This window comes from Chryseobacterium sp. G0162 (assembly GCF_003815715.1).
Lineage (GTDB): Bacteria > Bacteroidota > Bacteroidia > Flavobacteriales > Weeksellaceae > Chryseobacterium.
The window spans coordinates 2,280,019-2,302,915 of sequence record NZ_CP033922.1; the positions used below are offsets into that span (position 1 = coordinate 2,280,019).

A 22,897-nucleotide genomic window follows, 5' to 3' on the forward strand; every position below is an offset into this window, starting at 1 on the left:
TTCAATATTATATTTTAACACATACAAAAACAAACACCCCCAATTAAAACCTACCAAACAACCGTTTAATTTGTGCAAATTTCAAAAGGACCCCTAAAAAATTTAGGGGTCAAATGAATTTCATTTCATTTTTTTTGTAAATTTGCCCTATCAAAATTCACCCAAATATGTCAACCTTAAGATTCAAAGCATTAGAAACCCTACCATTTAAGGATTTCAGAAAAGACAACACTGTCGAAATCCCTGGGAAATTGTCAGAACTATTCTGCCAAAATGTTTTCTCAGAAGAAACAATGAGAGAATATTTAACAAAAGAAGCATTCCAGTCTATTATGGATGCGGTAAAAAAAGGGACTAAAATCCAGAGACACATCGCAGATCAGGTTGCTGTAGCAATGAAAGACTGGGCAATGAGCAAAGGAGTAACTCACTATACTCACTGGTTTCAGCCTTTAACGGGAACCACTGCAGAGAAGCATGATTCTTTCTTCACTCCTATCGAAGGCGGTAGAGCGATCGAAAGATTCAGCGGAAACTTATTGATTCAGCAGGAACCGGATGCGTCTTCTTTCCCGAATGGAGGAATCAGAAATACTTTCGAAGCTAGAGGTTATACAGCTTGGGATCCTACTTCTCCGGCTTTCATTATGGGAACTACATTATGTATTCCTTCGATCTTCATCTCTTATACTGGAGAAACTTTAGATTATAAAGCACCTCTTTTAAGAGCTTTAAATGCTGTAGACGAAGCTGCAACCAATGTAATGCAGTATTTTGATAAAAATGTAACAAAGGTAACTCCTACTTTAGGTTGGGAGCAAGAATACTTCCTGGTTGATTCCGCGTTATACCAATCACGTCCGGATCTTGTGTTAACAGGTAAGACATTATTAGGACATTCTCCGGCAAAAGGACAACAATTAGACGATCACTACTTCGGTTCAATCCCTACAAGGGTAATGAACTTCATGAAAGAGTTGGAAATTGAGTGTATGAAACTGGGAATTCCTGCTACAACAAGACACAACGAGGTGGCTCCAAACCAATTTGAGCTAGCACCAATGTTTGAAGAAGTAAATGTTGCAGTAGATCACAACTCTTTATTGATGGACATCATGGCGAGAGTAGCTCACAAGCACCACTTCCACATCTTATTCCACGAAAAACCATTCGCAGGAGTAAACGGAAGCGGAAAGCACAACAACTGGTCTTTAGCTACTGATACTGGTGAAAACCTTTTAAGTCCAGGAAAAAACCCTAAGAAAAACTTACAGTTCTTAACATTCTTCGTGAATACTATTAAGGCTGTATATGAATATGCAGATCTTTTAAGAGCAAGTATTGCTTCTGCAAGTAACGACCACAGACTGGGTGCTAACGAAGCTCCACCGGCAATTATCTCTGTATTTATCGGAAGTCAGCTATTCAGCGTTTTAGAAGAACTTGAAAAAGTTACCAACGGAAAATTATCTCCTGAAGAAAAAACAGAATTAAAATTAAATGTAGTTGGAAAAATTCCTGAAATCCTATTAGATAATACAGATAGAAACAGAACTTCTCCATTTGCCTTTACAGGAAATAAGTTTGAGATCAGAGCAGTAGGATCTTCTGCAAACTGTGCAGAATCGATGACTGTAATGAACACTATTGCTGCAAAACAATTAGGTGATTTCAAAAAAGAAGTAGATGCTTTGATTGAAACAGGACTAAAGAAAGACGAAGCTATTTTCAATGTATTAAGAGAATACATCAAGCAATGTAAAAGCATTATGTTTGAAGGTGACGGATACTCTGATGATTGGGCAAAAGAAGCTGAGAAAAGAGGACTGAACAATCTGAAAACTACTCCAGAAGCTCTTAAGCAGGAAATGGATAAAAAATTCCTGGATCTTTATGAAGAAATGGGAATCTTTAATCACAGAGAGGTTGAAGCAAGAAACGAAATAAAATTAGAGAAATATTCTACGGTTATTGATATTGAAGCAAGAGTATTAAGCGATATCGCAAGAAACCATATCATTCCTTCAGCTTTAAATTATCAGAACAGATTAATTGAGAACGTTAAAGGTCTTAAGGATATTTTCGGAGATAAAGAATTTAAGCCATTGGCAAAAGAACAGATGAGCCTGATCACCAGCATTTCTGAAAATGTTTCTAAAATCAAGCTGGGTGTTGAAGATCTTATTAAAGCCAGAGAGACGGCAAAAGGCATATCAAACAGCCAAAAGCAGGCAGAAGAATACTGTAACAAAGTAAAACCATTATTTGACGGAATCAGAGAAGCTTCTGATGACCTGGAAATGATGGTAGACGATGAGCTTTGGCCGATGACAAAATACAGAGAGATGTTGTTCACAAAATAACTCTGTAAAGTTCCATATTAGTTAAATTCCTCAGTTTTCTGAGGAATTTTTTTTATGATAGCTATTTCCTTAGTATAACCATTCCTTCTGTGTTAAGACTTTTTACTTTTAACCAAAACATTTTCTCATATCCTTTTTTCATCCTGAAAAGCGATATATAACGTAAGACCACCAACAAAAAATCCCTTAAACGCCTTCTAGCAAAGCATTTTATATAGAATTTATTTTGTTTTTTTAACAGCCGGGAAAATTAGAGTTTTAAATTCCAAAACGTGATTTATAGAAGAAAATCGATAGATTTTGTTAAAGAATCTTAATAAAAAAAACCGCAGTCTTACCAAAAACAGGCAATTGCGGTTTATTTTTCTTTAACATATGTAAATAATATGTTAAATAGTGTTAAAATAAGATCCTGACAATTATCATATCAGGGGTCTTTTGCTCGGAATCTCTACTTTTGTATTGCTTTTGAAAATAAATATTCCATTTTAACACGGTTAATCAAATATATATGAAGAAAAGAGTTTTGTTTTATTTAGTTGCTCTAGTTACTACAGTATCATTGCAATCGTGCGCTACTAATTATGTAGTTTCAAAACCAGCAACTTACAGTAAAGAATACAAAACAGATGCCAAACTAGCTTCTATTGATAACAAAAAAATGGAGCAGGATAAGCAGAAATTGATCGACTCTTTCCTTGCTGAAAAGGCTGCATCTATAGCAAATGCTAAAAAAGCTGTTAAAAATTCTGAGATTGCAAAAGCAATCAAACATAATAAAACCATTGACGGTATCCTTGAAGAAGCTGAAACATACCTAGGAACTCCTTACAGATACGGAGGAACAACAAGAAGAGGTATTGATTGTTCAGCTTTCGTTCTTTCTGTTTTCGGAGCTGCAGCAGGTCTTACTCTACCAAGAGTAGCGGCTTCTCAGGCTCAGGAAGGTGAAAGAATTGAAAAAGGAGAATTACAGAAAGGAGACCTAATCTTCTTTTCTCATGGAAGAAGAATTTCTCACGTAGGAATTGTAGAAAGTGTTACTGAAGAAGGTGAGATCAAATTTATCCACGCGGCAACATCTAAAGGAGTAATGGTTTCTTCACTGAATGACTCTTACTGGGGACCTAAGTTCAGATTCGCAAAAAGAGTAATCAATGCAGAAGGGGAAGCTTACAACAACCTAGCTTCTACTACTCAAGCTACACCAGCAAATTTTTAATTTTATAAATAATTGATTTAAATAATGAAGCCATCAGAAATTCTGATGGCTTTTTTATTTGTCTTACTCAAAATTAAGTTTTGGCTAAAACCAATGGAAGATATTTTATATAAAAAGCGGGCTAAAGCCCACTTCTATTGAATTTAATGATTAATGTTTATACCAGCCTTCAGAACCTAGCTGTTTCTGTCTATTTCAATATCCAGCTTATACAACAGTCCGTATACTTCTGAAAGCGAAAATTTAGCCTTTTTAAGCCTATTTAAACCCGGATCAATCGAATAGTTAACAGAAGTCCTTAAATCTGCCTTTTCAAGATTAGTCGTATCGAAAACAGCGCCTGACAAATCGCAGTTATGAAAGACCGAACTAGATAAGTCACATTCTGTAAAATCCACCTCAATAAGTTTAGAATCTTTGAAAATAGTTTTCTTGATTGATGTTTGATAGAAAACAGAGCTATGAAGAGCACAACCATCAAATTTAAAAGAAAGCCCAAAGCCATTACAATCAGTAAACTGTAGACCGAGCATCTTACATTCTTTAAAAGAGACCTCCCGAAAAGCTGTTGAGGTAAGCTTTGCCATGCTTAAATTACACCCTATAAAATCACAATCTGTAAAACTAAAACCGGATAGGTTTCCATATTCAAAACTACAATTCTTAAAAGTACAGTTTTCATACTCTCCTTTTTCCAATGGAACCTGTACGAAATCTGTATTTTCAAAATTTTGATCTAAAACATAAGCATCTTTCATAAAAAAGTAATGATTTAATAGGTACAGAAATAGAATCCACAAATGTTGCAGACTAAAACTAAGTTAAATCTTTGGTAAGAGTTATACTAAGCTATTTTTATCTGAATAATTAAGTTTAAAGAAAATAAAAGTCATCATGGAGAAGGCCAGCAAAGAGCTTCCACCATAACTGAAATAAGGAAGCGGAATCCCTACCGTTGGAAAGAGTCCCATAACCATCCCTAAATTGATTGAAAAGTGCATCAGCAAAATCGAAGCAAAGCAATACCCAAATACTCGGTTAAAGGTAGACTTCTGTTGTTCCGCCAGGTAATAGATTCGTCCGATATAGACCATATAACATAAAATAAGGATAGCACTTCCTAGGAAACCCCATTCTTCTCCTACCGTACAGAAAATATAATCGGTTTCCTGCTCTGGAACGAATTTTCCCTGGGTAACTGATCCTTCACGGTAACCTTTTCCTAAAAGTCCTCCAGAGCCGATCGCCGTTTTGGAATATAATAAGTTGTATCCTGAAGTATCTCTAAATGCTTTTTCACCTTTATAAAGAACCTCAATTCTTTCTCTCTGATGTTTAGGTAATTTTTCTAAAATATAAGGAGAACCAAATGCCAATCCGCATAATAAAAGAATAGATCCCGAAATTCCTGATATAGAAATCACATCCCAAGACATTCTGTGGTAATTCATCGCGATCAGAATACCGGCGATGATTAAAATAGCCACAGCAACATATACTGGCGGAATCGCTAGAGCTACTAAAAAAACAGCAGCAAAAACAAATCCCACCCCAAATAGCAAGCCACTTAATCCTTCTCTATATAAAGCAATAAAAAATGCAATAAATACAAGCATAGACCCCACATCAGGAATAGCCAATACCACAACCGCTGGAATACCGATAATCCCTAAAGCTGTAAGCAGTGATTTTTTATTCTTAAGATTAAAATCAGGTCCTGAAACATAGTTGGCCAGCATCAATGCTGTACCAATTTTTGCGAACTCTACGGGCTGCATCGTAAGGCTTCCAAATTTATACCAGTTCTTTTGTCCCAGAATTTCCTTTCCAAAAGGGAAAAGACCTATCAGTAAGAGAACACCGCCTATATAAATAATACCTGCCATATTCTCGAAGAATTTACTTCTTCCTACAAATATAACAAGTCCTACCACTAAAGATATACAGAAGAAGATCAATTGCTTTTCTCCTAATTTCTGGTCAACACTGTAAATATTAGCAATGGCAAAAATGCAAAGCATGAAATACAGTCCTAGACCCAATTTATCTATTCCTTCTGTCCATTTCATTGCTTAACAGGTTTTTTAGCAGCGTTAGTATTCTTTTTATCCTCTTCTATTTTTTTCTGGAGCTTGGCTTTTTGTTGTTTAACAAGTTCCAGGCTATCTTTTATTCTTTTTTGTTTAATTGAATCCGGTTTAGGGTCTTTATAAAGTCCCTTGCGCTTCAAATCTGCAATCCATTGCCTTTTGTATTCCGGCATGAAACTCGAGGTAATCATTTTTTTATACAGATTTTCTCTTTTCAAATCACCGGTAATATATTTTTCAGCAATCACTGTACAAGCCGGACCTGCCCAAGTAGCTCCAAATCCAGCATGCTCCATTACCGCAACTACAACAATTTTTGGCTTATCTGCAGGAGCAATCAATACAAAGATAGAATTATCTTTTCCTTGTGGAACCTGTGCTGTACCTGTTTTGGCTAATTGTGTAAAGTCATTGGATTTCAATCCTCTTGCCGTTCCTCTCAAAACTACGGCTTCCATACCTTTTAAAACAGGTTCAAAATGCTTTGGATCAACTAATGTTTTGTGCTTAACCTTAAATCTTGGATCGGGATTAGCCTTTCCATCAATTGCTTTTACGATATGAGGAGTATAATACCATCCTTTGTTGGCAATAGCAGCTACATAATTTGCCAGCTGAATAGGAGTTACCAAAACATCTCCCTGCCCCATTCCATTATAGATAGCTCCGGTTGACATTTCATCCCAATTTTGGAAATCTGTTCTCTTGGAACCACTTGCCTTCATGATGGCTTTAAACCTTTTTTCGTAAAAATCTCCGGAAGGTATTCTACCCTTTGCACCCACTGCAAAGTCATTATTTAAAAATTCTCCTACTCCAAAGCTGCTCATGATTTTTTTCCACTCATCAACACCTTTTGAGGGATTTCCCGGATACTTTTTAATAATTGCAATAAATGCATAAGTAAAGAAGCAGTTACTGGAAACCTGAATAGAAGGAATTAACGGATCAGCTCCACCATGCCCTTTAATTCTTTTACCTTTATAGAAAAATCCACCTCCACAAGGGAAAACCGTTTTTTCATCCATTACTCCCATTTGCATTGCTGCTAAGGCTGTCAATAATTTGAAAGTTGATCCTGGAGGATATCCTGCTTGCAAAGAACGATCGAAAGTAGGTTTATTTTCATAAAGCGTATCTTTTGACAGAGCATATAAATTTTTGGATTTATAAGGTCCGGTGAAGAGGTTCGGGTCAATATCCGGTCCGGTTGCTGCCACTAATACTTCTCCATTATTAGGATCAATAGCTACAATTGCCCCATGCTTGTTGACAAGCATTTCTTCAGCGGTTCTCTGAAGGTCATAATCAATAGTAAGAGTAATGTCTTTACCCGTAATTACATCTTTATCCAAAGATCCGTTTTTATAAGAACCAATATTTCTGAGCCTGATATCTTTTTGGATGTACTTCATTCCTTTTACTCCACGAAGTTCCTTTTCATAAGACTTTTCAACTCCTGTTTTCCCAATAAAATCTCCCGGTAAATAATAGATAGAATCTTTTTTAATTTCTCTTTCATTTACTTCACTGGTATACCCTAAAAGGTTTCCTGAAGTAGAAACTTCATATTGACGCTGAGGTCTCTGTACGATATTAAATGCAGGATATTTAAAAATAATTTCCTGTACTCTCGCAATATCTTCCCTGCTGAGGTCCTTTAGAAATGTCATAGGAGTCAGCTTAGAATAATATTTTTCTTTCTTAATAACATTGATTTTGTTGATGAAATCCGTTTTACTGATCTTCATCAGACTGCAAAAGCCTAATGTATCAAAATCCGGTTTCATTAAACCTTGGGTAAAGGAAATTTCATAAGCAGGCTGGTTTCCTACCATGATCTTTCCGTTTCGATCAAAAATAACTCCACGCTGAGGAATTACATATTCAATTTTGATGGAAGTATTGGCTGCATTCAGGGCATAACGATCTGTAAACAACTGTAAATACGCAAGTCTCGCCACAAAAATAAGGGCGATAACAACAAGGATGGAAAAAATTTTTAAATAACGTGTGTTCAAACTTTTTGTTTGATTTTAAATATTAATGCATAGACCACTATAAATATAAATGAAATTACACTTGTCACCAACACATTAAATAATATTTCAAAAAATCTGCTAAACTTAAAGAACTCTATATATTGTACTAAAAGCTGATGCAGGAAAATACTTGAAAATAAAAACAGCAAAAACTGCGCCCATTGCAGGGACTGAAAAGAGAAAAAGTCTGTAGACGTATCTGTAGATGTTCTGAATATCAAGGTTCTGAAATAGGCTATCAGCGTTGTAGCAAAGGCATTGATCCCCCAAGAATAGAGGAAACCATCAATAGACAGCCCTATCAAAAAACTTAAAGCAAGGAATTGAAATTTGTTTCTGAAGAAAGGATAGAACATGACGAACACAGGATATAATACCGGAGTATACTTCCCGAAAATAGTAATCCTGTTCAATACAAAAATCTGTAATGCAACAAGAAATATCATGATTAATATGTCCGTAAATAAAGTTCTGCTAATCATTTTCCTTTTTTATTACAGCCTGCATCGTGTCCTGAATTTTCTGCACTTCTGCTTTCTTCAGGTTCTTCACGACATACACTTTATTCAACGCACCCATTTTTTCACTCAGTTCTACTGAGATATCCCAGAAACCGGTTTTATTATCTACTGAATATCCGGCAATAGTTCCGATGGTTACCCCTTTTGGAAAAATTGCAGATTTCCCGTCTGTAACAACGGTATCTCCAACTTTTAAAGCAACATATTTCGGAATATCTGCAAGGTGCATCACCCTGGAGTTATCTCCGTTCCATGTTAACGTTCCAAAGTATCCGGAATTTTTCAGAGCGGCATTAATTCTGATCCTGTTTACACTTAATACGGATTGAACCAATGCATAACTGTCTGTAGAATTGATAACAATCCCCGCGATACCTCTAGGTGCCATTACTCCCATTTGAGGAAATACTCCATCTCTTCGGCCACGATTGATTGTAAAATAGTTATTTCTTCTGTTGATGCTGTTGAAAACAATTTCACCATCAACAAAAGTATAGATCTGACCGCCTCCGATGGTATCATGTACTCTTTTGAAAACAGGGTTCTTTGTACCATCTTTTCCATACAATTCTGCCATAAGGGCTTTATTCTGAACCACAAGATCTTCATTGATCTGTTTTAGCTTCAGATAAGAAACTCCCTCATCGATATACCCGGAAATCCATGAATTTAACGCAGCCGTTTGGCCTGCAATCCAGGATCTCTGCATGGCATTTCTAGAGAATATCAGAACCAGAGCAATGATTTGCAGGAATATAAAGAAGACAAAAAGTGTGTTCTTCGAAAATAATCTCAGCAAAAATCCCATTCAGATATACAGTCGTAAAAAGTTAAAATTATTTAATTAAGAAATTGAATTTATCCATATTCTTAAGAGCAATACCGGTTCCACGAACTACAGCTCTCAACGGATCTTCAGCTACAAATACAGGAAGACCTGTTTTTTTGTGGATTCTGTCCGCAAGACCTCTTAACAATGCACCACCTCCGGCAAGATAAATACCCGTTTTATAAATATCAGCAGCCAATTCCGGTGGCGTAAGGGAAAGCGTTTCCATTACAGCATCCTCTATTCTGATGATCGATTTGTCTAATGCACGGGCAATTTCTTTATACCCAACCATAATTTCTTTTGGTTTACCTGTAATAAGGTCTCTACCTTGTACCGGAATATCTTCGATGTCTACATCAAGATCTTCCACTGCAGAACCTACTTCAATTTTAATTCTTTCAGCAGTTCTTTCTCCAATGTAAAGGTTATGGTGAGTTCTTAAGTAATATGCAATATCATTGGTAAATACATCTCCAGCAATTTTCACAGATTTATCACATACAATACCTCCTAAAGCTACTACAGCAATTTCCGTAGTCCCTCCACCTATATCGATAATCATGTTCCCTTCAGGTTTCTGTACGTCAATTCCAACTCCTATAGCGGCTGCCATTGGTTCGTAGATCAATCGTACTTCTTTTGCGTTTACTTTCTGAGCAGAGTCTCTTACCGCTCTTTTTTCAACTTCAGTAATACCAGAAGGAATACAGATTACAATTCTTAATGCAGGCTGTATGAATTTACCTTTGATTCCAGGAATTTTCTTAATAAATTCCTTAATCATATGTTCAGAAGCGTGGAAATCTGCGATCACCCCATCTTTCAATGGACGGATTGTCTTGATATCCTCGTGAGTTTTACCTTGCATATGTTTCGCCTGTTCGCCTACAGCAATCGGTTTACCCGAAGAACGTTCAATTGCAACAATTGACGGTTGATCTATAACAATTTTATTATTATGGATGATAAGGGTATTGGCTGTTCCCAGGTCTATCGCAATTTCTTGCGTAAACATATCAAATAAACTCATATTTTTCTTCTGATTTTAAGTTTACAAAGATATAAATTTAACACTACGAAAGAAATTTCAACACAACATAATTTGGTTAAAATTTTATTAAAATTTATAATTCTTTATTAACTTTCTGTTTAGATAATTACAGAGTTTGATTTCAACCAAAATTAATGGAACATCAAAAGGCTAAAAAAGACCGGGAAAAGATCAAAGAAAATAGAAAAAATTAACTGATCTCCTTTCTTGACCTTTTTCAACTTAACGCTATAGTTTTTTACGATAATTATCATATACACTTTCAGAGGATGATTAATTAAAAAAAGCGTAAATTTGCCGTTGCTTATGTTACAGTATTCCAACATCCATCGAACATCGAATTTTGCCGTGCTTTCTATAAGCTACGAAAAGGCTGATGTAGAAACGAGAGGAAAATTTGCATTCTTTGATGAAAACATCAAAAATTTTGTTTCCCGCGTCCATCAGGAAGATCTTGGGGATGCATTTGTGGTTTCCACATGTAACAGGACAGAGATCTACACCACTTCTTCCAATTATCTTTTAGTAGCAGAAGAATATTGCAAAACCATTGGGGTAAACATTACTGATTTTCTTCAGTTTGCTAATATTTTAACTAAAGAAGAGGCTTTAATACACCTTTTCAGAGTTGCTGCCGGACTTGAAAGCCAGATTATTGGAGATTTTGAGATTATCGGTCAGATCAAAAAAGCATACAGCCGTTTTAAAAAGGAAAGACAGAATTCTAACCCGTATCTGGAAAGAGCCATTAATGCAGCTATTCAGATTTCTAAAAGGATAAAGAACGAAACCGGAATTTCCAATGGCGCTGCTTCTGTATCTTATGCAGCCGTTCATTATATCCTAAACAGTCAAAAGAAAATTACTGAAAAGAATATTCTTCTTTTAGGAGTGGGTGAAATCGGACAAAACACGGTTGAGAATCTGGTAAAACATGTTTATCAGCCGAAAATTAAAATCGCTAACAGAACTCAGGAGAAAGCTGAAAAGATTTCTCAGAAATATAATATTCCTCACGTTGATTATTCTGATTTTGACAAGGAATTAAAAAACACCGATATTCTTATCGTGGCTACGGGAGCCAAGCACCCGATTATCAACCAATCACATTTCCCGAACGGAAAAGAAACATTGGTGATAGACCTTTCCATTCCTCATAACGTTGAAAAGAATGTTACAGAAAATGAAAATGTAACGTTAATTGATGTGGATGAGCTTTCAAAACAGATCCAGGAAACCATTCAACAAAGGGAAAAAGAAATCCCTAAAGCTGAAAAGATCATTAAGGAACTGATGAAAGACTTTATTGAGTGGGAGAAAAAAAGAAAACTAGCACCAAACATTCACCATTTCAAAGCGGTTTTAAAGAACATGGAACGCAATGAAATGCATAATTTTTACAAGAAAAATAAATATATAGACATCACGGACATGGAACTTTCTGATAAAATGATCCAGAAGATCACCAACCGTTTTGCAAAATATATCATCGATAATCCTTTAAAAGCCGAAGAAATTAGTAAATTAATGCACGAAATATTAGTTGAACAACCAAACAACGAATTCAATGAAAAGCATTAGAATCGGAACAAGAAGTTCCGCACTTGCACTTTGGCAGGCTAGAGAGGTTGCGAGGCACCTTCAGAACAACAATTATTTAACGGAGATTGTTCCTATCGTTTCTTCTGGCGATAAGAACCTTAATCAACCTTTATATTCATTAGGAATTACCGGGGTTTTCACAAGAGACCTTGATATTGCCCTATTGAATGATGAAATAGATATTGCGGTTCACTCTTTAAAAGATGTCCCTACCCTGTTACCTCAAAATATTGAGATGATTGCCTATTTGGAAAGAGATTTCCCACAAGACATTCTGATCAGAAAAGAATCGGCTAAAAACAAAGAACTTCATGAACTGAAGCTTGCAACAAGCAGTTTGAGAAGAAGAGCGTTCTGGTTAAGACATTTCCCGAATACTGAGTTTTCTGATATCCGTGGAAATATTCAGACGCGTCTTCAAAAACTTGAAGATGGAGATTTTGATGCCACCATTCTATCTTTGGCCGGAATCAAAAGAATGAAAATGGAAATTGATTATGAAATGCTTCCGGTAATGATTTCTGCCCCATCCCAGGGCGTTATTGCGGTTGCAGGACATTCCGATAAACCGGAGATCAATGAAATCCTGAAGCAGATCAACCACAATCCTACTCAGATCTGTGTAGAAATCGAAAGAAACTTCCTAAGTACGCTGGAAGGAGGATGCACAGCACCTATCGGAGCTTTTGCAGAAATTATTGAGGATCAGATCCGCTTTACAGCTGCACTTTGCTCTCTTGATGGTAAAAACTGTATTGCAATTGATGAGAACTTCGAGTATAACCTGGAAGAAAATTTTGGAGAAAAGTTCGCCAAGGTAGTCCTGGAAAACGGAGGAAAAGAATTGATGGCAGAAATCAAAAGCCAGATCTAAGATTATTTAGTTCAATTTTAGATTTCTAATTTCCTTTAAACTCTTTTCATTTTCTAATCCAACAGACATGAAAATCTTATTTACCAAAAATATAGACCAAGCTATTATATCCAAAGAATTAGGAGAGGATATCTTGGTTGATTGTGTTGAGGTAATTAAGACCAAGCCTATTCTCATCAGTCCGTTTGAACTGAAAAACTACTCTTTGATCTTCACCAGTGTAAATGGCGTAGCTTCGTTTTTTAAAAACAGATTTAAGCCTAATGAAAATTTCACGGCTAAAAACTACAATAAGATCTACTGCGTGGGTGAAAAGACAAAAAAAGCATTAAGGAAGCACGGCTTTGGGACATTTAAGGTCTTAAGGAATGCAGATGCACTTTCAAGATTTATCATCGGGAACTGTCAGCATGAACAGTTTCTTCACTTCTGTGGCAATCTTGCCATTAATGTTCTTGATAAGGAGCTTCCTCTTCAAAATATTAAGTATAAAAAGATTACGATCTACAATACAGAGGAAACCAATCCTTTAATTCCTGAAAAATATCATGCCGCAGTATTTTTTAGTCCAAGCGGAGTTCGTAGTTTTGCAAAGCAAAATTCCCTGAAAGATATGAAGCTGTTTTCTATTGGAGAAACTACATCAGGAGAATTAAGAAATTATACTCACGAAAACATTTTCACGTCCGAAGAGAACACCTTGAGCTCTATTTTTGAGCTGATAAGACTGGAAATTGTGAACAAACTTTAGAATATCTGTTACCGGATTTAAACGGTGATATTAGTTTAAATAGATTATGATAAAAAACGACCTATATTTAAAAGCACTTCGCGGAGAAACCGTTGAAAGACCTCCTGTCTGGATGATGAGGCAGGCTGGAAGATATCTGCCGGAATTCATTGCTTTAAGAGACCAATATGATTTCTTTACAAGATGTCAGACCCCTGAGCTTGCTGCTGAGATCACTTTACAGCCTATCCGCAGATTTCCTTTAGACGCAGCGATCCTGTTTTCTGATATTTTGGTAGTTCCACAGGCTATGGGAATTGATTTCAAAATGAAAGAATCTGTTGGCCCTTGGTTAGATACTCCTATCAGAACTATGGAACAGGTTCAGAATATCGAAACTCCGGATGTGAATGATACGTTAGGATACGTTTTTGATGCTATCGAATTAACGCTTCAGAAATTAGATAATGAAATTCCATTGATCGGTTTTGCCGGCTCTCCATGGACAATTCTTTGCTATTGTGTGGAAGGAAAAGGAAGTAAAGCTTTTGATATTGCAAAATCTTTCTGTTTCCAACAACCTGAAGCCGCTCATTTATTGCTTCAGAAGATCACCGATACTACTATTGCTTATCTAAAGAGAAAAGTTGAAAAAGGTGTTTCTGCTATACAGATTTTTGATTCTTGGGGGGGAATGCTTTCTCCAACTGATTATCAGGAATTCTCTTGGCAATATATCAACCAAATCGTTGAGGCATTAAGTCCTCTTACCCATGTAGTCGTATTCGGAAAAGGATGCTGGTTTGCATTGGAAGATATGACCATGTCTAAAGCTTCTGCTCTTGGTGTTGACTGGACAATTAAACCGGAATTTGCAAGAACTCTGACAAACCACACCATGACCTTACAAGGAAATTTTGATCCTGCAAGATTACACTCTACACCTGAAACCATCAAGAAAATGGTAACTGAAATGATTAACCGTTTCGGAAAGGACAGATATATCGCTAATCTAGGACACGGTATTCTGCCAAACGTTCCTGTAGAAAATGCTGAGGCATTCATCAGAGCGGTTGTTGACTGGAAACCTAATCTATAAGAATTAAAAACCTTCACTCTAAAGGTTTAAGGTTTAAGATAACAAAAGAAGCCCTATCATTACTGACAGGGCTTTTTATATGTTTAATAGAATTCATTATTAACTCAGCATTCGTTGTGCTTTTTTCACTCCTTCTACCAAAAGATCAATCTCTTCAAAAGTATTATAAACAGCAAAACTGGCTCTTACTGTTCCGGCAATATTAAAGAATTCCATAATAGGCTGCGTACAGTGATGTCCTGTTCTTACAGCAATACTCATTTTGTCAAGGATCATCCCTACATCGGAAGAAATCCCTACTCCTTCCAGATTAAAGGAAACAACTCCTACCCTCTTCGCTTTTTCACCATATACTTTCAACCCTTCAATTTCTAAAAGATGTCTTTGAGCATATTCCAACAAAGCATTTTCATGGTTCTGAATATTCTCACGCCCCACTCTATTCATAAAATCAACCGCTGCACCTAAAGCAATATTCCCTCCAACATTTGGTGTTCCTGCTTCATATTTAAATGGAAGCCCTGCATAGGTTGTCCCATCAAAAGAACATGTTGCAATCATTTCTCCTCCTCCATGGAATGGGGGTAAAGCTTCCAGTATCTCTCGTTTACCATATAAAACTCCCGTTCCCATCGGAGCATACATTTTATGCCCTGAGAAAACAAAGAAATCACAATCCATCTTCTGAACATCAATATTGAAGTGAGGAGCAGACTGCGCCCCATCAATAACAACATAAGCATCTGTATTCTTTCTTGTTTTTGCAATAATTTCTTCAATAGGATTTACAATTCCCAATGCATTAGAAACCTGATTAACAGAAACCACTTTCGTTTTTTCACTTAAAAACTCATCAAAATAATCTAACTGAAGAATTCCATTTTCGTCAATAGGAATCACTCGAAGTTTTGCGCCGGTTCTTTCACAAAGCAATTGCCATGGAACAATATTGGAGTGATGCTCCAGGTAGGAAATGATAATCTCATCGTCTTTTTTAAGTTTTTGAGTTAAAATATAAGAGATAAGGTTCAATCCTTCTGTTGTTCCTTTGGTGAAAATAACTTCAAAATCATGTTCTGCATTAATGAACTTTTGGATCTTTCTTCTTGAAAGTTCCATTTCTTCTGTTGCAAGTTGACTTAATGTATGAATTCCTCTGTGAACATTCGCATTAAGTTCTGTATAATATGCGTGACAGACTTCTAAAACCGAATTTGGCTTTTGAGATGTAGCAGCATTATCCAGATAAACCAACGGCTTACCATTCACTTCTCTGTCCAATATAGAAAACTGGCTTCTTATTTCCTGAATGTCAAACATTTATTTATTTTTTAAATTAAAGCGTTCTTATTTAGAACACTTCAAATTTACGGCTTTTTTTCCGAAAGGAGGTATGGGATGAAGAGGTGATACTTGTCAGTTGATAGAAATATTCAATGAGAGATCGCTAAGAAAACCGATAAGAGAAAAGACGAAAGGATAAATTGAAATCTTTTTCTCTTGTTCCCAATAAAAAACCCGTCAAAAAATGACGGGTCTTATATGGTTTAAATAAGCAATTCTTATTCTGCAGATTTTTCTTCTGTTGTTGGAACATCAGGAGATTGAGTAGCAACTTCTGCTGCTTCTTCTTCATCCTCATCATCCATTGCTGCTGCACCACCTTTCATTGCATTTCTAGACATCTTAACAGCAACTACTACTGCATTGTCTGGGTGCATGAAAGAATATCCTTCAGTTTTGATACCACCGATGTAAAGTTTGTTACCGATTTTTAATGGAGTAACATCTACAACGATTTCGTCAGGTAAGTTAGCAGGAATAGCTTTTACTTTTAGCTTTCTGAAAGACTGACGTAAAACACCACCAGCTACAACACCTTTTGAACGTCCTGTAATTCTTACCGGAACTTCCATAACAACTGGCTTATCGTCAGATAATTGATAGAAGTCAATGTGAAGAATTTTGTCAGTAATTGGGTGGAACTGAATATCTTGAAGAACTGCTGGAATTGTTTTTCCGTCAACTTCAATAGATACCGTGTGTGCTTCAGGAGTGTATACTAAACCTTTGAAAGCTCTCTCTTCAGCAGAGAAGTTTAAAGGTGTCTCACCTCCATAAACAACACAAGGAACTAATTCAGCATCACGTAAAGCTTTTGTAGACTTTTTGCCCACGCTTTCTCTTTTTGTACCTTGAATTGTAATAGATTTCATTTATAAAAAATTTAAAAAATTGTTCTTATTTAATCTGCAAACTATTTAAAATCAATTAAATAACAAACTTGCTACTGATTGATTTGTGCTCATGAACCATCGTCATAACGTCTGCAAATAATGGGGCGCAAGATAGCACTTTTATTTTAGATGACAAATTATTTTTAACAGGAATTGAGTCAGTTACAATAACTTCCAAAAGTTTTGAGTTCTCAATATTCTCATAAGCCTTTCCTGAAAGCACTCCATGCGTAGCCATAGCTCTTACCGTTTTTGCTCCTTTCTCAATCAGAATATCTGCTGCTTTGCAAAGGGTCCCTGCAGTATCAATCATGTCATCAATAAGAATTACATTCTTACCGGTAACATCTCCAATTAGGAACATTTCTTCTACAACGTTTGCTTTCTTTCTTTCCTTGTAAGCAATTACTACTTCTGCCCCTAAGTGACCTGCATAGTTTTTTGCTCTTTTTGCACCTCCCATATCAGGAGAAGCGATGGTAAGGTTATCAAGATTTAAAGATTTAATGTAATCAACAAAGATGGACGAAGCATAAAGGTGATCTACCGGGATTTCGAAAAATCCTTGAATCTGATCTGCATGAAGGTCCATTGTCATTATTCTTGTTGCTCCCGCTGCTGTAAGAAGGTTCGCAACTAACTTAGCACCGATCGGCGCTCTTGGCTTGTCTTTTCTGTCCTGTCTGGCAAGTCCGAAGTAAGGAATTACAACGGTAATGCTCTTTGCAGAAGCTCTTTTTGCTGCATCAATCATTAGAAGAAGTTCTAAAAGATTGTCTGCAGGCGGGAATGTAGATCCGATTAGGAAAACCCTTCCTCCTCTTACAGATTCATCCAAAACAGGTTCAAATTCCCCATCACTGAACTCCTGAAAGTTGATTTTTCCTAATTCTTTCCCATAACTCTGGGCAATTTTCTCTGCCAAGTCCCTGCTGGTTCTTGTACAAAATAGATAACTTAACTGATCGGCCATTTTTACTTTTTAAAAGATTTTGCAAATTTAAAAAAAAACCACAAGATTTACTCCTGTGGTTTTTAAGTTTTTATTTAATCAATAATTATGGTAGTGTAACTCCTGAGTAATTATTAGGGTTTACAAGAGGTAACGATGAGTTATAAGTTGCGTTAATTGCCATAATAAATTCATTGGCAATAACACCATATCCTCTACCCGTTAAATGCACTCCATCCAATGAGAATGCACCTCCGGATACAAATTTAGCCGTATATTTTACTCCATCCCAAGAAATACCAGAATCTGCAGCTAATTGCTTAAGTTTAGCATTTGCATCTACAAAAGCGTATCCTTTTGCGGTGGCAGCTGCTTTAATGGTTACGTTATAAGCATCAATAGCATCATTGATTTCCTTAATTTCAGATGGAATCAGAACATACTTGTCTGCAAATGGATACGCTATTCCTCTAGCTCCAAGAGTTGGCGGAACTCCCGTAGGAAGCGTCTCAAGTGTACCAATAGCGGCTTTTGTTGTCAAAGGAATAAGATCCCCGGATTTCGCCTGTCTTGCTTGCCCATAAGTAACACCGAAATAACCAGCAAGTGCCATTAAAGTTGGATTTCCGGACGCTGTAGCAGCAGCAGTGATCTGCGCTCCTAAGTTTGCAATACTTTCATCCTTAATCAATAATGGATTGGATGCTGTTTTAGAAAGAGGTTTAATTCTGTCTCCAGCTCCTAATGCGGTTAAGATCTGGTTTAAAGGACCATATACATTTTTATTTAGGTCATCAATTGTGGCCTCCCCCACAGCAACATTACCCTTTCCTAAAACTGCAGAAGTCAAAGGATTTGTTGGAATTGTTGTCAAAGAAGGAATAGAGGTTACACTTGGAATATTCGCAATAACACCTTTAGCTTTTGTTGCTTCAATTTTAGAAATCAACAAATCATAATATTGCTTAAACTGAGCAGGAGGCGTCAATGTTTCAACAGAACTATCTGCACCTGCCAATGCGTATAATAAAGCATCATTATTTCCTATCCACAAGGAGAAGAATGTAGGATTTTGGCTAACAAAGTCATCAATTACTGCTACATTAGGAGAAGAAGCAAATCTCACAAAGTAAGGGTTTGCCGTTTTTGTCACTAACCCAGCAACATCACCGTATTTCGGCGCTAATAAATGAGCCACCTTTGCTCCCGGAACTCCCATATTATTAAAAGGACCTTTCACAAAATTGGTTACTAGATTGGCTGCCTTATTATCATTAACCGGACCAATATCAGGAGCTCCATCAACAAAACCTTTTATATAAAGCTTTGTATCCTGAATCTGAAGTGTAGCAGTTCCTCCTAGAGGGAGAAGCAATCCTCCGTTATTATCTCCCATTAAAGGCTGTTTAAACTCTCCACCGCCAACAAGTTTCATTTGCTGAGCAATCATTGACGGATAAGATTCGTTCTGGCCATCTATATAAAGAGCCCCATCTCTGTATCCAGAAGTCAGAGAGTTCCCTAAAGCAACATATTTTGAGAAATCAGCACTTCCCTTTGATGCCTGTATGTCTTTTACATCAGTATCAAAGTCAGTTTTACAGCTTGTTACAGTAAAAAGAAGTGCAGAAACTGCTATTGTTGATATTATAATTTTTTTCATAGTCTTTTAAATTAAAAAGGATTGTAAGATAAACCTAGACCAAAATAGAACGCTTTTGCTTTCGCTTGTCCGTAGAATCCAAGATTAGCATTATTTACATTTCTATATTGAGGCATTGCATATCCTCCTGCAATATCAACCCCAAACTGCTTTAGTTTAAATCCTACTCCGCCTGTAATTACATAAGTATTAAATGAAGGAGTTTCTGGTATAAAGTTCTCATTCGTATAAGGAGATTCATCATAATAAGCTCCTAAACGTCCGTAAATTATATTAGAGAATGCATACTGAGTTCCCAATCTAAATGTCTTGGAGTTTCTAAAGTTCTTAGGACTCACAAGAACAGTAGGATCTGCCTGATTTCCGATCGGTGCATTATCAAAATCCAATACAAGTTTGCTGTATCTCTCCCATCCATGATAGTTGAAGTCTGCAGAAACCTGCCATTTAGGTGTCACCTTATAGGTTAAACCAATGGTATATTCTTCAACTAATGGAAGTGTTGCTGTAAAACCATCTTGTCCTGCAGCATTCAGTTTCAATAATGAATAAGGAGTCTGAGACGGGAACTTGAATGTAGCAGTTCCGTTACTAGCTTTCATATCAATCGCTGAACGGTAAGCAATACTTACATCCAATTTCGGATCAGGTCTGAAATAGAAACCGAACCCATATCCGTGTCCGCTTGCTTTATCGTCATTGATATTGACCTGTCCATTAAATTGTGTCACAGCTTTATCCCAATCTACTTTTCCTCTTGCATAGATATAGCTCGCTCCGAAAGCCAACCAAGGAGCTAACTTTACAGAAACCATTGGTTGGAAATAATAACTCTTTAGTTCTAATTTCTGCACCATTTCCTTTCCTTCCCAATTATCTGGCCACTTAACCGTACTTCCGAAAGGGGTCGAGAAACTAAACCCTACAGATAAATTTTCTATTGGTTTATAAGTAATCGCTGCATAGATCGGGGTCCCTAGAGGGTTATCCGTTTCCGTACTCTGCAAAGTATTTAAGTTTTGAAAAGTAACTTTATTACTTGCACCAAACCCTCCCGCTACCACGCTCAGCTTGGAAGGAATAAATGACATACCTGCCGGGTTGAAGAATGTCACACTTGCATCTTCAGCATGAGCACTAGTATGCGCCATTGCCAATTGCTTTACCCCCTGCAAAGAAACTCTGAAGCCTCCTGCGTAAGATAAAACGCCCGCCAATAAAGCAGTTGATACTAATATTTTTTTCATAGACTATTATTATATAATCCAAATATAAAATTATTTTGAATACACCTGTTAATATTTCCCAACATTTTAAACATTATACAAAAAGAAAATTATGTTTAAAATAACATTCTAGACATAATAAAGCACAAAACTGTAGTTAGCAATTGATTATAAAAACACATTACAGAGACTATAATATCTGTTTAATATTAAACAATTGTTTAACACAAGATAGTTTTGACCCTATTATAAACTACGATTAAGGTAAATCTGAAAAAATGTTAAAATTTTCCGTTGGATTATTTTTCAACGATTCTGAATTTTAGAATGATTCAAAAAGAAGCTCACAAAACCTGCTAAACTCATCTTCTTTACAATTCTCAAATTATCTCCTTATCAAAATATGGAAATGTTTTACCCGGAATTCAGGTTATTTGAGTATTTTAGAATTGCATAAAGATAAAAATACATAAATTTGCAAGATTATAAATAATAGAAATATGAGTTGTGGATGCAAAACATCCGGCGATTCTGCACATTCTTGTGGTCCTAAAAAAACCGCAAATGGCTGTGAAAATGTAAATACCTGCGGGAATAGTTATAAATTAAGTGTTTTTGACTGGCTTTCTAACATCAACAATCCGGCACCAAACAGGTGTGATTTTGTAGAAGTTAGATTTAAAAATGACAGAAAATCGTTTTATAAGAATGTAAATAATATCCCTTTACATATAGGTAGCGTAATTACAGTAGAATCTAGTCCGGGACACGATGTAGGCGTAGTAAGCCTTACGGGAGAATTAGTAAAGATTCAGATGAAAAAGAAAAAGTTTTCTGAAGAATCAGCACTTAAAATATACAGACAGGCCAACCAAAAGGATCTTGAGGTATGGCAGGAAGCAAGAAAAAAAGAAGACGGAGTAAAACTTGAAGCAAGAAAAATTGCTCAAAGATTAGGTCTTGAAATGAAGGTAACTGATGTAGAATATCAGGGTGATTCATCAAAGATAACTTTTTATTATACAGCTGATAACCGTATAGACTTTAGACAGCTGATTAAAGATTACGCAGGAGCTTTCAGAACCAAGATTGATATGAAACAAATCGGGTTCAGACAGGAAGCTGCAAAAGTAGGAGGAATTGGATCTTGTGGACGTGAGCTTTGCTGTTCCACATGGTTAACAGACTTCAGATCTGTAAACACTAACGTAGCAAGATATCAGCAATTAAGTATTAACCCTCAGAAACTTGCAGGACAGTGCGGTAAGCTTAAATGCTGCCTTAACTATGAGCTTGACAGCTATTTGGATGCATTAAGCAATTTCCCATCTTCTTCTACTACACTGGAAACAGAAAAAGGAAAGGCATTTTGTATCAAAATAGATGTTTTCAAAAAGAAAATGTGGTTTGCTTATGTAGACCATTCTATTGCATGGTATGATTTTGATATTGATCTCGTTAAAAAACTGATTTCAAAGAACAAGAGAGGAGAGAGAATACTCCCTTTAGAAGATCTGAAACAGCCTGAGACACCATCTCAAAGCATTGACCTGATTCAGGAAAACAATGTAGACCGCTTCGAGAAGAAGAACAGAAACAACAGAAACAGAAACAATCAGAATAAGCAAAGCAACAATCAAAATCAAAATCAAGGACAAGGGCAAGGGCAAGTTCAGGGACAAAAGAAAAACAGGCCAGAAAGACAGGAAAGAGCTAACAGGCCTGAGAAATCTGAAAATCCTAATACAAATTCCGGAAACCAGCCAAGGCAACAAAAACCACAACAGCAACAGCAACAGCAACAAAAAGCACCTGTGGAAAAGGAAAATGTAAAAGCTACAGCCAATCCTGATGTGGATAAAGTGCAACAAAGCAACCCAAACAAGAAAAAATTTAAAAAAAAATATCCTCCAAAAAAAGATAAAAATGCGTAAAATTTTAGGATTATTCACCTTTATCCTTTTCTTTAGCTGTAACTCTTCTTCGGGAGAAGATGTTATTATGAATTCCGTTGACAATAAATGGAATAAGAAAAGTGAGCAAAAATTTAATCTTGAAATTTCAGATCCGCAAAATCCTAAAAATATTATATTTGTCGTAAGAAATAACAACAATTATCCTTACAGTAATATAAGGTTTATTGTGAATTTCACCAACCTTCAGAACAAGAAAAAGGAAACCGATACCCTGAATTATGTTTTGGCAAAACCAAATGGCGAATGGCTTGGTACAGGCTTTGGTGACACAAAGGAAACATTGTTTCAGTATAAATTAAATTACAAATTCCCAGCGAAAGGAAAATATGAAATCGGCCTGACCCAGGCAATGAGAAATGACAACCTTCCTGGAATTGAGGATATTGGAATAAAAATAGAAACGGCTAAACCGTAACC

The 22,897-nt window shown here is 36.3% G+C and carries 19 protein-coding genes; 8 read left to right on the forward strand and 11 right to left on the reverse strand.

All coding sequences use genetic code 11. The annotated features are described in order from the left end of the window. Positions 1-167 precede the first annotated feature (167 nt). Positions 168-2,363 (forward strand): glutamine synthetase III, encoded by a 2,196-nt coding sequence (locus tag EG344_RS10430; protein ID WP_123909377.1) that lies wholly within the window; start codon positions 168-170, stop codon positions 2,361-2,363. 511 nt (positions 2,364-2,874) lie between these two features. Next, positions 2,875-3,585 (forward strand): C40 family peptidase, encoded by a 711-nt coding sequence (locus tag EG344_RS10435; protein WP_089735083.1) that lies wholly within the window; start codon positions 2,875-2,877, stop codon positions 3,583-3,585. A 176-nt stretch (positions 3,586-3,761) separates the two neighbouring features. Here EG344_RS10435 and EG344_RS10440 read toward each other — a convergent pair whose 3' ends face one another. The 6 genes from EG344_RS10440 to EG344_RS10465 form a co-directional block, all read right to left on the reverse strand. Further along, complete coding sequence (locus EG344_RS10440) at positions 3,762-4,343, reverse strand: pentapeptide repeat-containing protein (RefSeq protein WP_123909378.1); 582 nt, start codon at positions 4,341-4,343, stop codon at positions 3,762-3,764. Between the two features lie 81 nt (positions 4,344-4,424). Then, positions 4,425-5,654 (reverse strand): rod shape-determining protein RodA, encoded by a 1,230-nt coding sequence (gene rodA / locus EG344_RS10445; protein ID WP_123909379.1) that lies wholly within the window; start codon positions 5,652-5,654, stop codon positions 4,425-4,427. Continuing rightward, on the reverse strand, positions 5,651-7,696 hold the full coding sequence (locus EG344_RS10450) for a peptidoglycan D,D-transpeptidase FtsI family protein (protein ID WP_123909380.1): 2,046 nt from the start codon (positions 7,694-7,696) through the stop codon (positions 5,651-5,653). The genes rodA and EG344_RS10450 overlap by 4 nt, the downstream gene beginning before the upstream one ends. Further along, a complete protein-coding gene (locus EG344_RS10455; RefSeq protein ID WP_115968295.1) occupies positions 7,693-8,199 on the reverse strand; it encodes a rod shape-determining protein MreD in 507 nt (168 codons plus the stop codon). Before EG344_RS10455 ends, EG344_RS10450 begins: the two co-directional genes overlap by 4 nt. After that, positions 8,192-9,046, reverse strand: a complete 855-nt coding sequence (gene mreC, locus EG344_RS10460; protein WP_123858583.1) for a rod shape-determining protein MreC — start codon at positions 9,044-9,046, stop codon at positions 8,192-8,194. The genes EG344_RS10455 and mreC overlap by 8 nt, the downstream gene beginning before the upstream one ends. A gap of 28 nt (positions 9,047-9,074) precedes the next feature. Next, the gene (locus tag EG344_RS10465) at positions 9,075-10,100 is read right to left on the reverse strand and encodes a rod shape-determining protein (RefSeq protein WP_002982450.1); all 1,026 of its coding nucleotides are present in this window, start codon (positions 10,098-10,100) and stop codon (positions 9,075-9,077) included. A 327-nt stretch (positions 10,101-10,427) separates the two neighbouring features. Here EG344_RS10465 and hemA point away from each other — a divergent pair, with 327 nt between their 5' ends. From hemA to hemE, 4 genes are all read left to right on the forward strand, one after another. Further along, entirely contained in the window at positions 10,428-11,702 is a 1,275-nt protein-coding gene (gene hemA / locus EG344_RS10470; protein ID WP_123909381.1) for a glutamyl-tRNA reductase, read from the forward strand. Then, positions 11,689-12,597: a hydroxymethylbilane synthase gene (hemC, locus tag EG344_RS10475; RefSeq protein ID WP_123909382.1), complete on the forward strand. Its 909-nt coding sequence runs from the start codon at positions 11,689-11,691 to the stop codon at positions 12,595-12,597. The genes hemA and hemC overlap by 14 nt, the downstream gene beginning before the upstream one ends. A gap of 67 nt (positions 12,598-12,664) precedes the next feature. Beyond that, positions 12,665-13,348, forward strand: coding sequence for a uroporphyrinogen-III synthase (locus tag EG344_RS10480; RefSeq protein ID WP_123909383.1), 684 nt, complete (start codon positions 12,665-12,667; stop codon positions 13,346-13,348). Between the two features lie 46 nt (positions 13,349-13,394). Next, on the forward strand, positions 13,395-14,426 hold the full coding sequence (gene hemE / locus EG344_RS10485; RefSeq protein ID WP_123909384.1) for a uroporphyrinogen decarboxylase: 1,032 nt from the start codon (positions 13,395-13,397) through the stop codon (positions 14,424-14,426). Positions 14,427-14,525: 99 nt separating this feature from the next. On the opposite strand, the gene EG344_RS10490 is transcribed toward hemE, so the two are convergent. The 5 genes from EG344_RS10490 to EG344_RS10510 form a co-directional block, all read right to left on the reverse strand. Then, complete coding sequence (locus EG344_RS10490; RefSeq protein WP_123909385.1) at positions 14,526-15,746, reverse strand: cysteine desulfurase; 1,221 nt, start codon at positions 15,744-15,746, stop codon at positions 14,526-14,528. 242 nt (positions 15,747-15,988) lie between these two features. After that, complete coding sequence (locus EG344_RS10495) at positions 15,989-16,642, reverse strand: 50S ribosomal protein L25/general stress protein Ctc (protein WP_123909386.1); 654 nt, start codon at positions 16,640-16,642, stop codon at positions 15,989-15,991. Positions 16,643-16,697: 55 nt separating this feature from the next. Next, positions 16,698-17,636, reverse strand: a complete 939-nt coding sequence (locus tag EG344_RS10500; RefSeq protein ID WP_123909387.1) for a ribose-phosphate pyrophosphokinase — start codon at positions 17,634-17,636, stop codon at positions 16,698-16,700. Between the two features lie 85 nt (positions 17,637-17,721). Continuing rightward, positions 17,722-19,278 carry a G-D-S-L family lipolytic protein gene (locus tag EG344_RS10505; protein ID WP_123909388.1) on the reverse strand — a complete coding sequence of 519 codons (1,557 nt, stop codon included), beginning with the start codon at positions 19,276-19,278 and terminating at the stop codon, positions 17,722-17,724. 11 nt (positions 19,279-19,289) lie between these two features. Next, the gene (locus tag EG344_RS10510; RefSeq protein ID WP_123909389.1) at positions 19,290-20,525 is read right to left on the reverse strand and encodes an OmpP1/FadL family transporter; all 1,236 of its coding nucleotides are present in this window, start codon (positions 20,523-20,525) and stop codon (positions 19,290-19,292) included. 479 nt (positions 20,526-21,004) lie between these two features. Between EG344_RS10510 and EG344_RS10515 the strand changes: the two genes are divergently transcribed. Together EG344_RS10515 and EG344_RS10520 are read left to right on the forward strand one after the other, a co-directional pair. After that, the gene (locus tag EG344_RS10515; RefSeq protein WP_123909390.1) at positions 21,005-22,438 is read left to right on the forward strand and encodes a stage 0 sporulation family protein; all 1,434 of its coding nucleotides are present in this window, start codon (positions 21,005-21,007) and stop codon (positions 22,436-22,438) included. Next, the gene (locus EG344_RS10520) at positions 22,431-22,895 is read left to right on the forward strand and encodes a gliding motility lipoprotein GldH (protein ID WP_123909391.1); all 465 of its coding nucleotides are present in this window, start codon (positions 22,431-22,433) and stop codon (positions 22,893-22,895) included. Before EG344_RS10515 ends, EG344_RS10520 begins: the two co-directional genes overlap by 8 nt. The last annotated feature ends 2 nt before the right edge of the window (positions 22,896-22,897 follow it).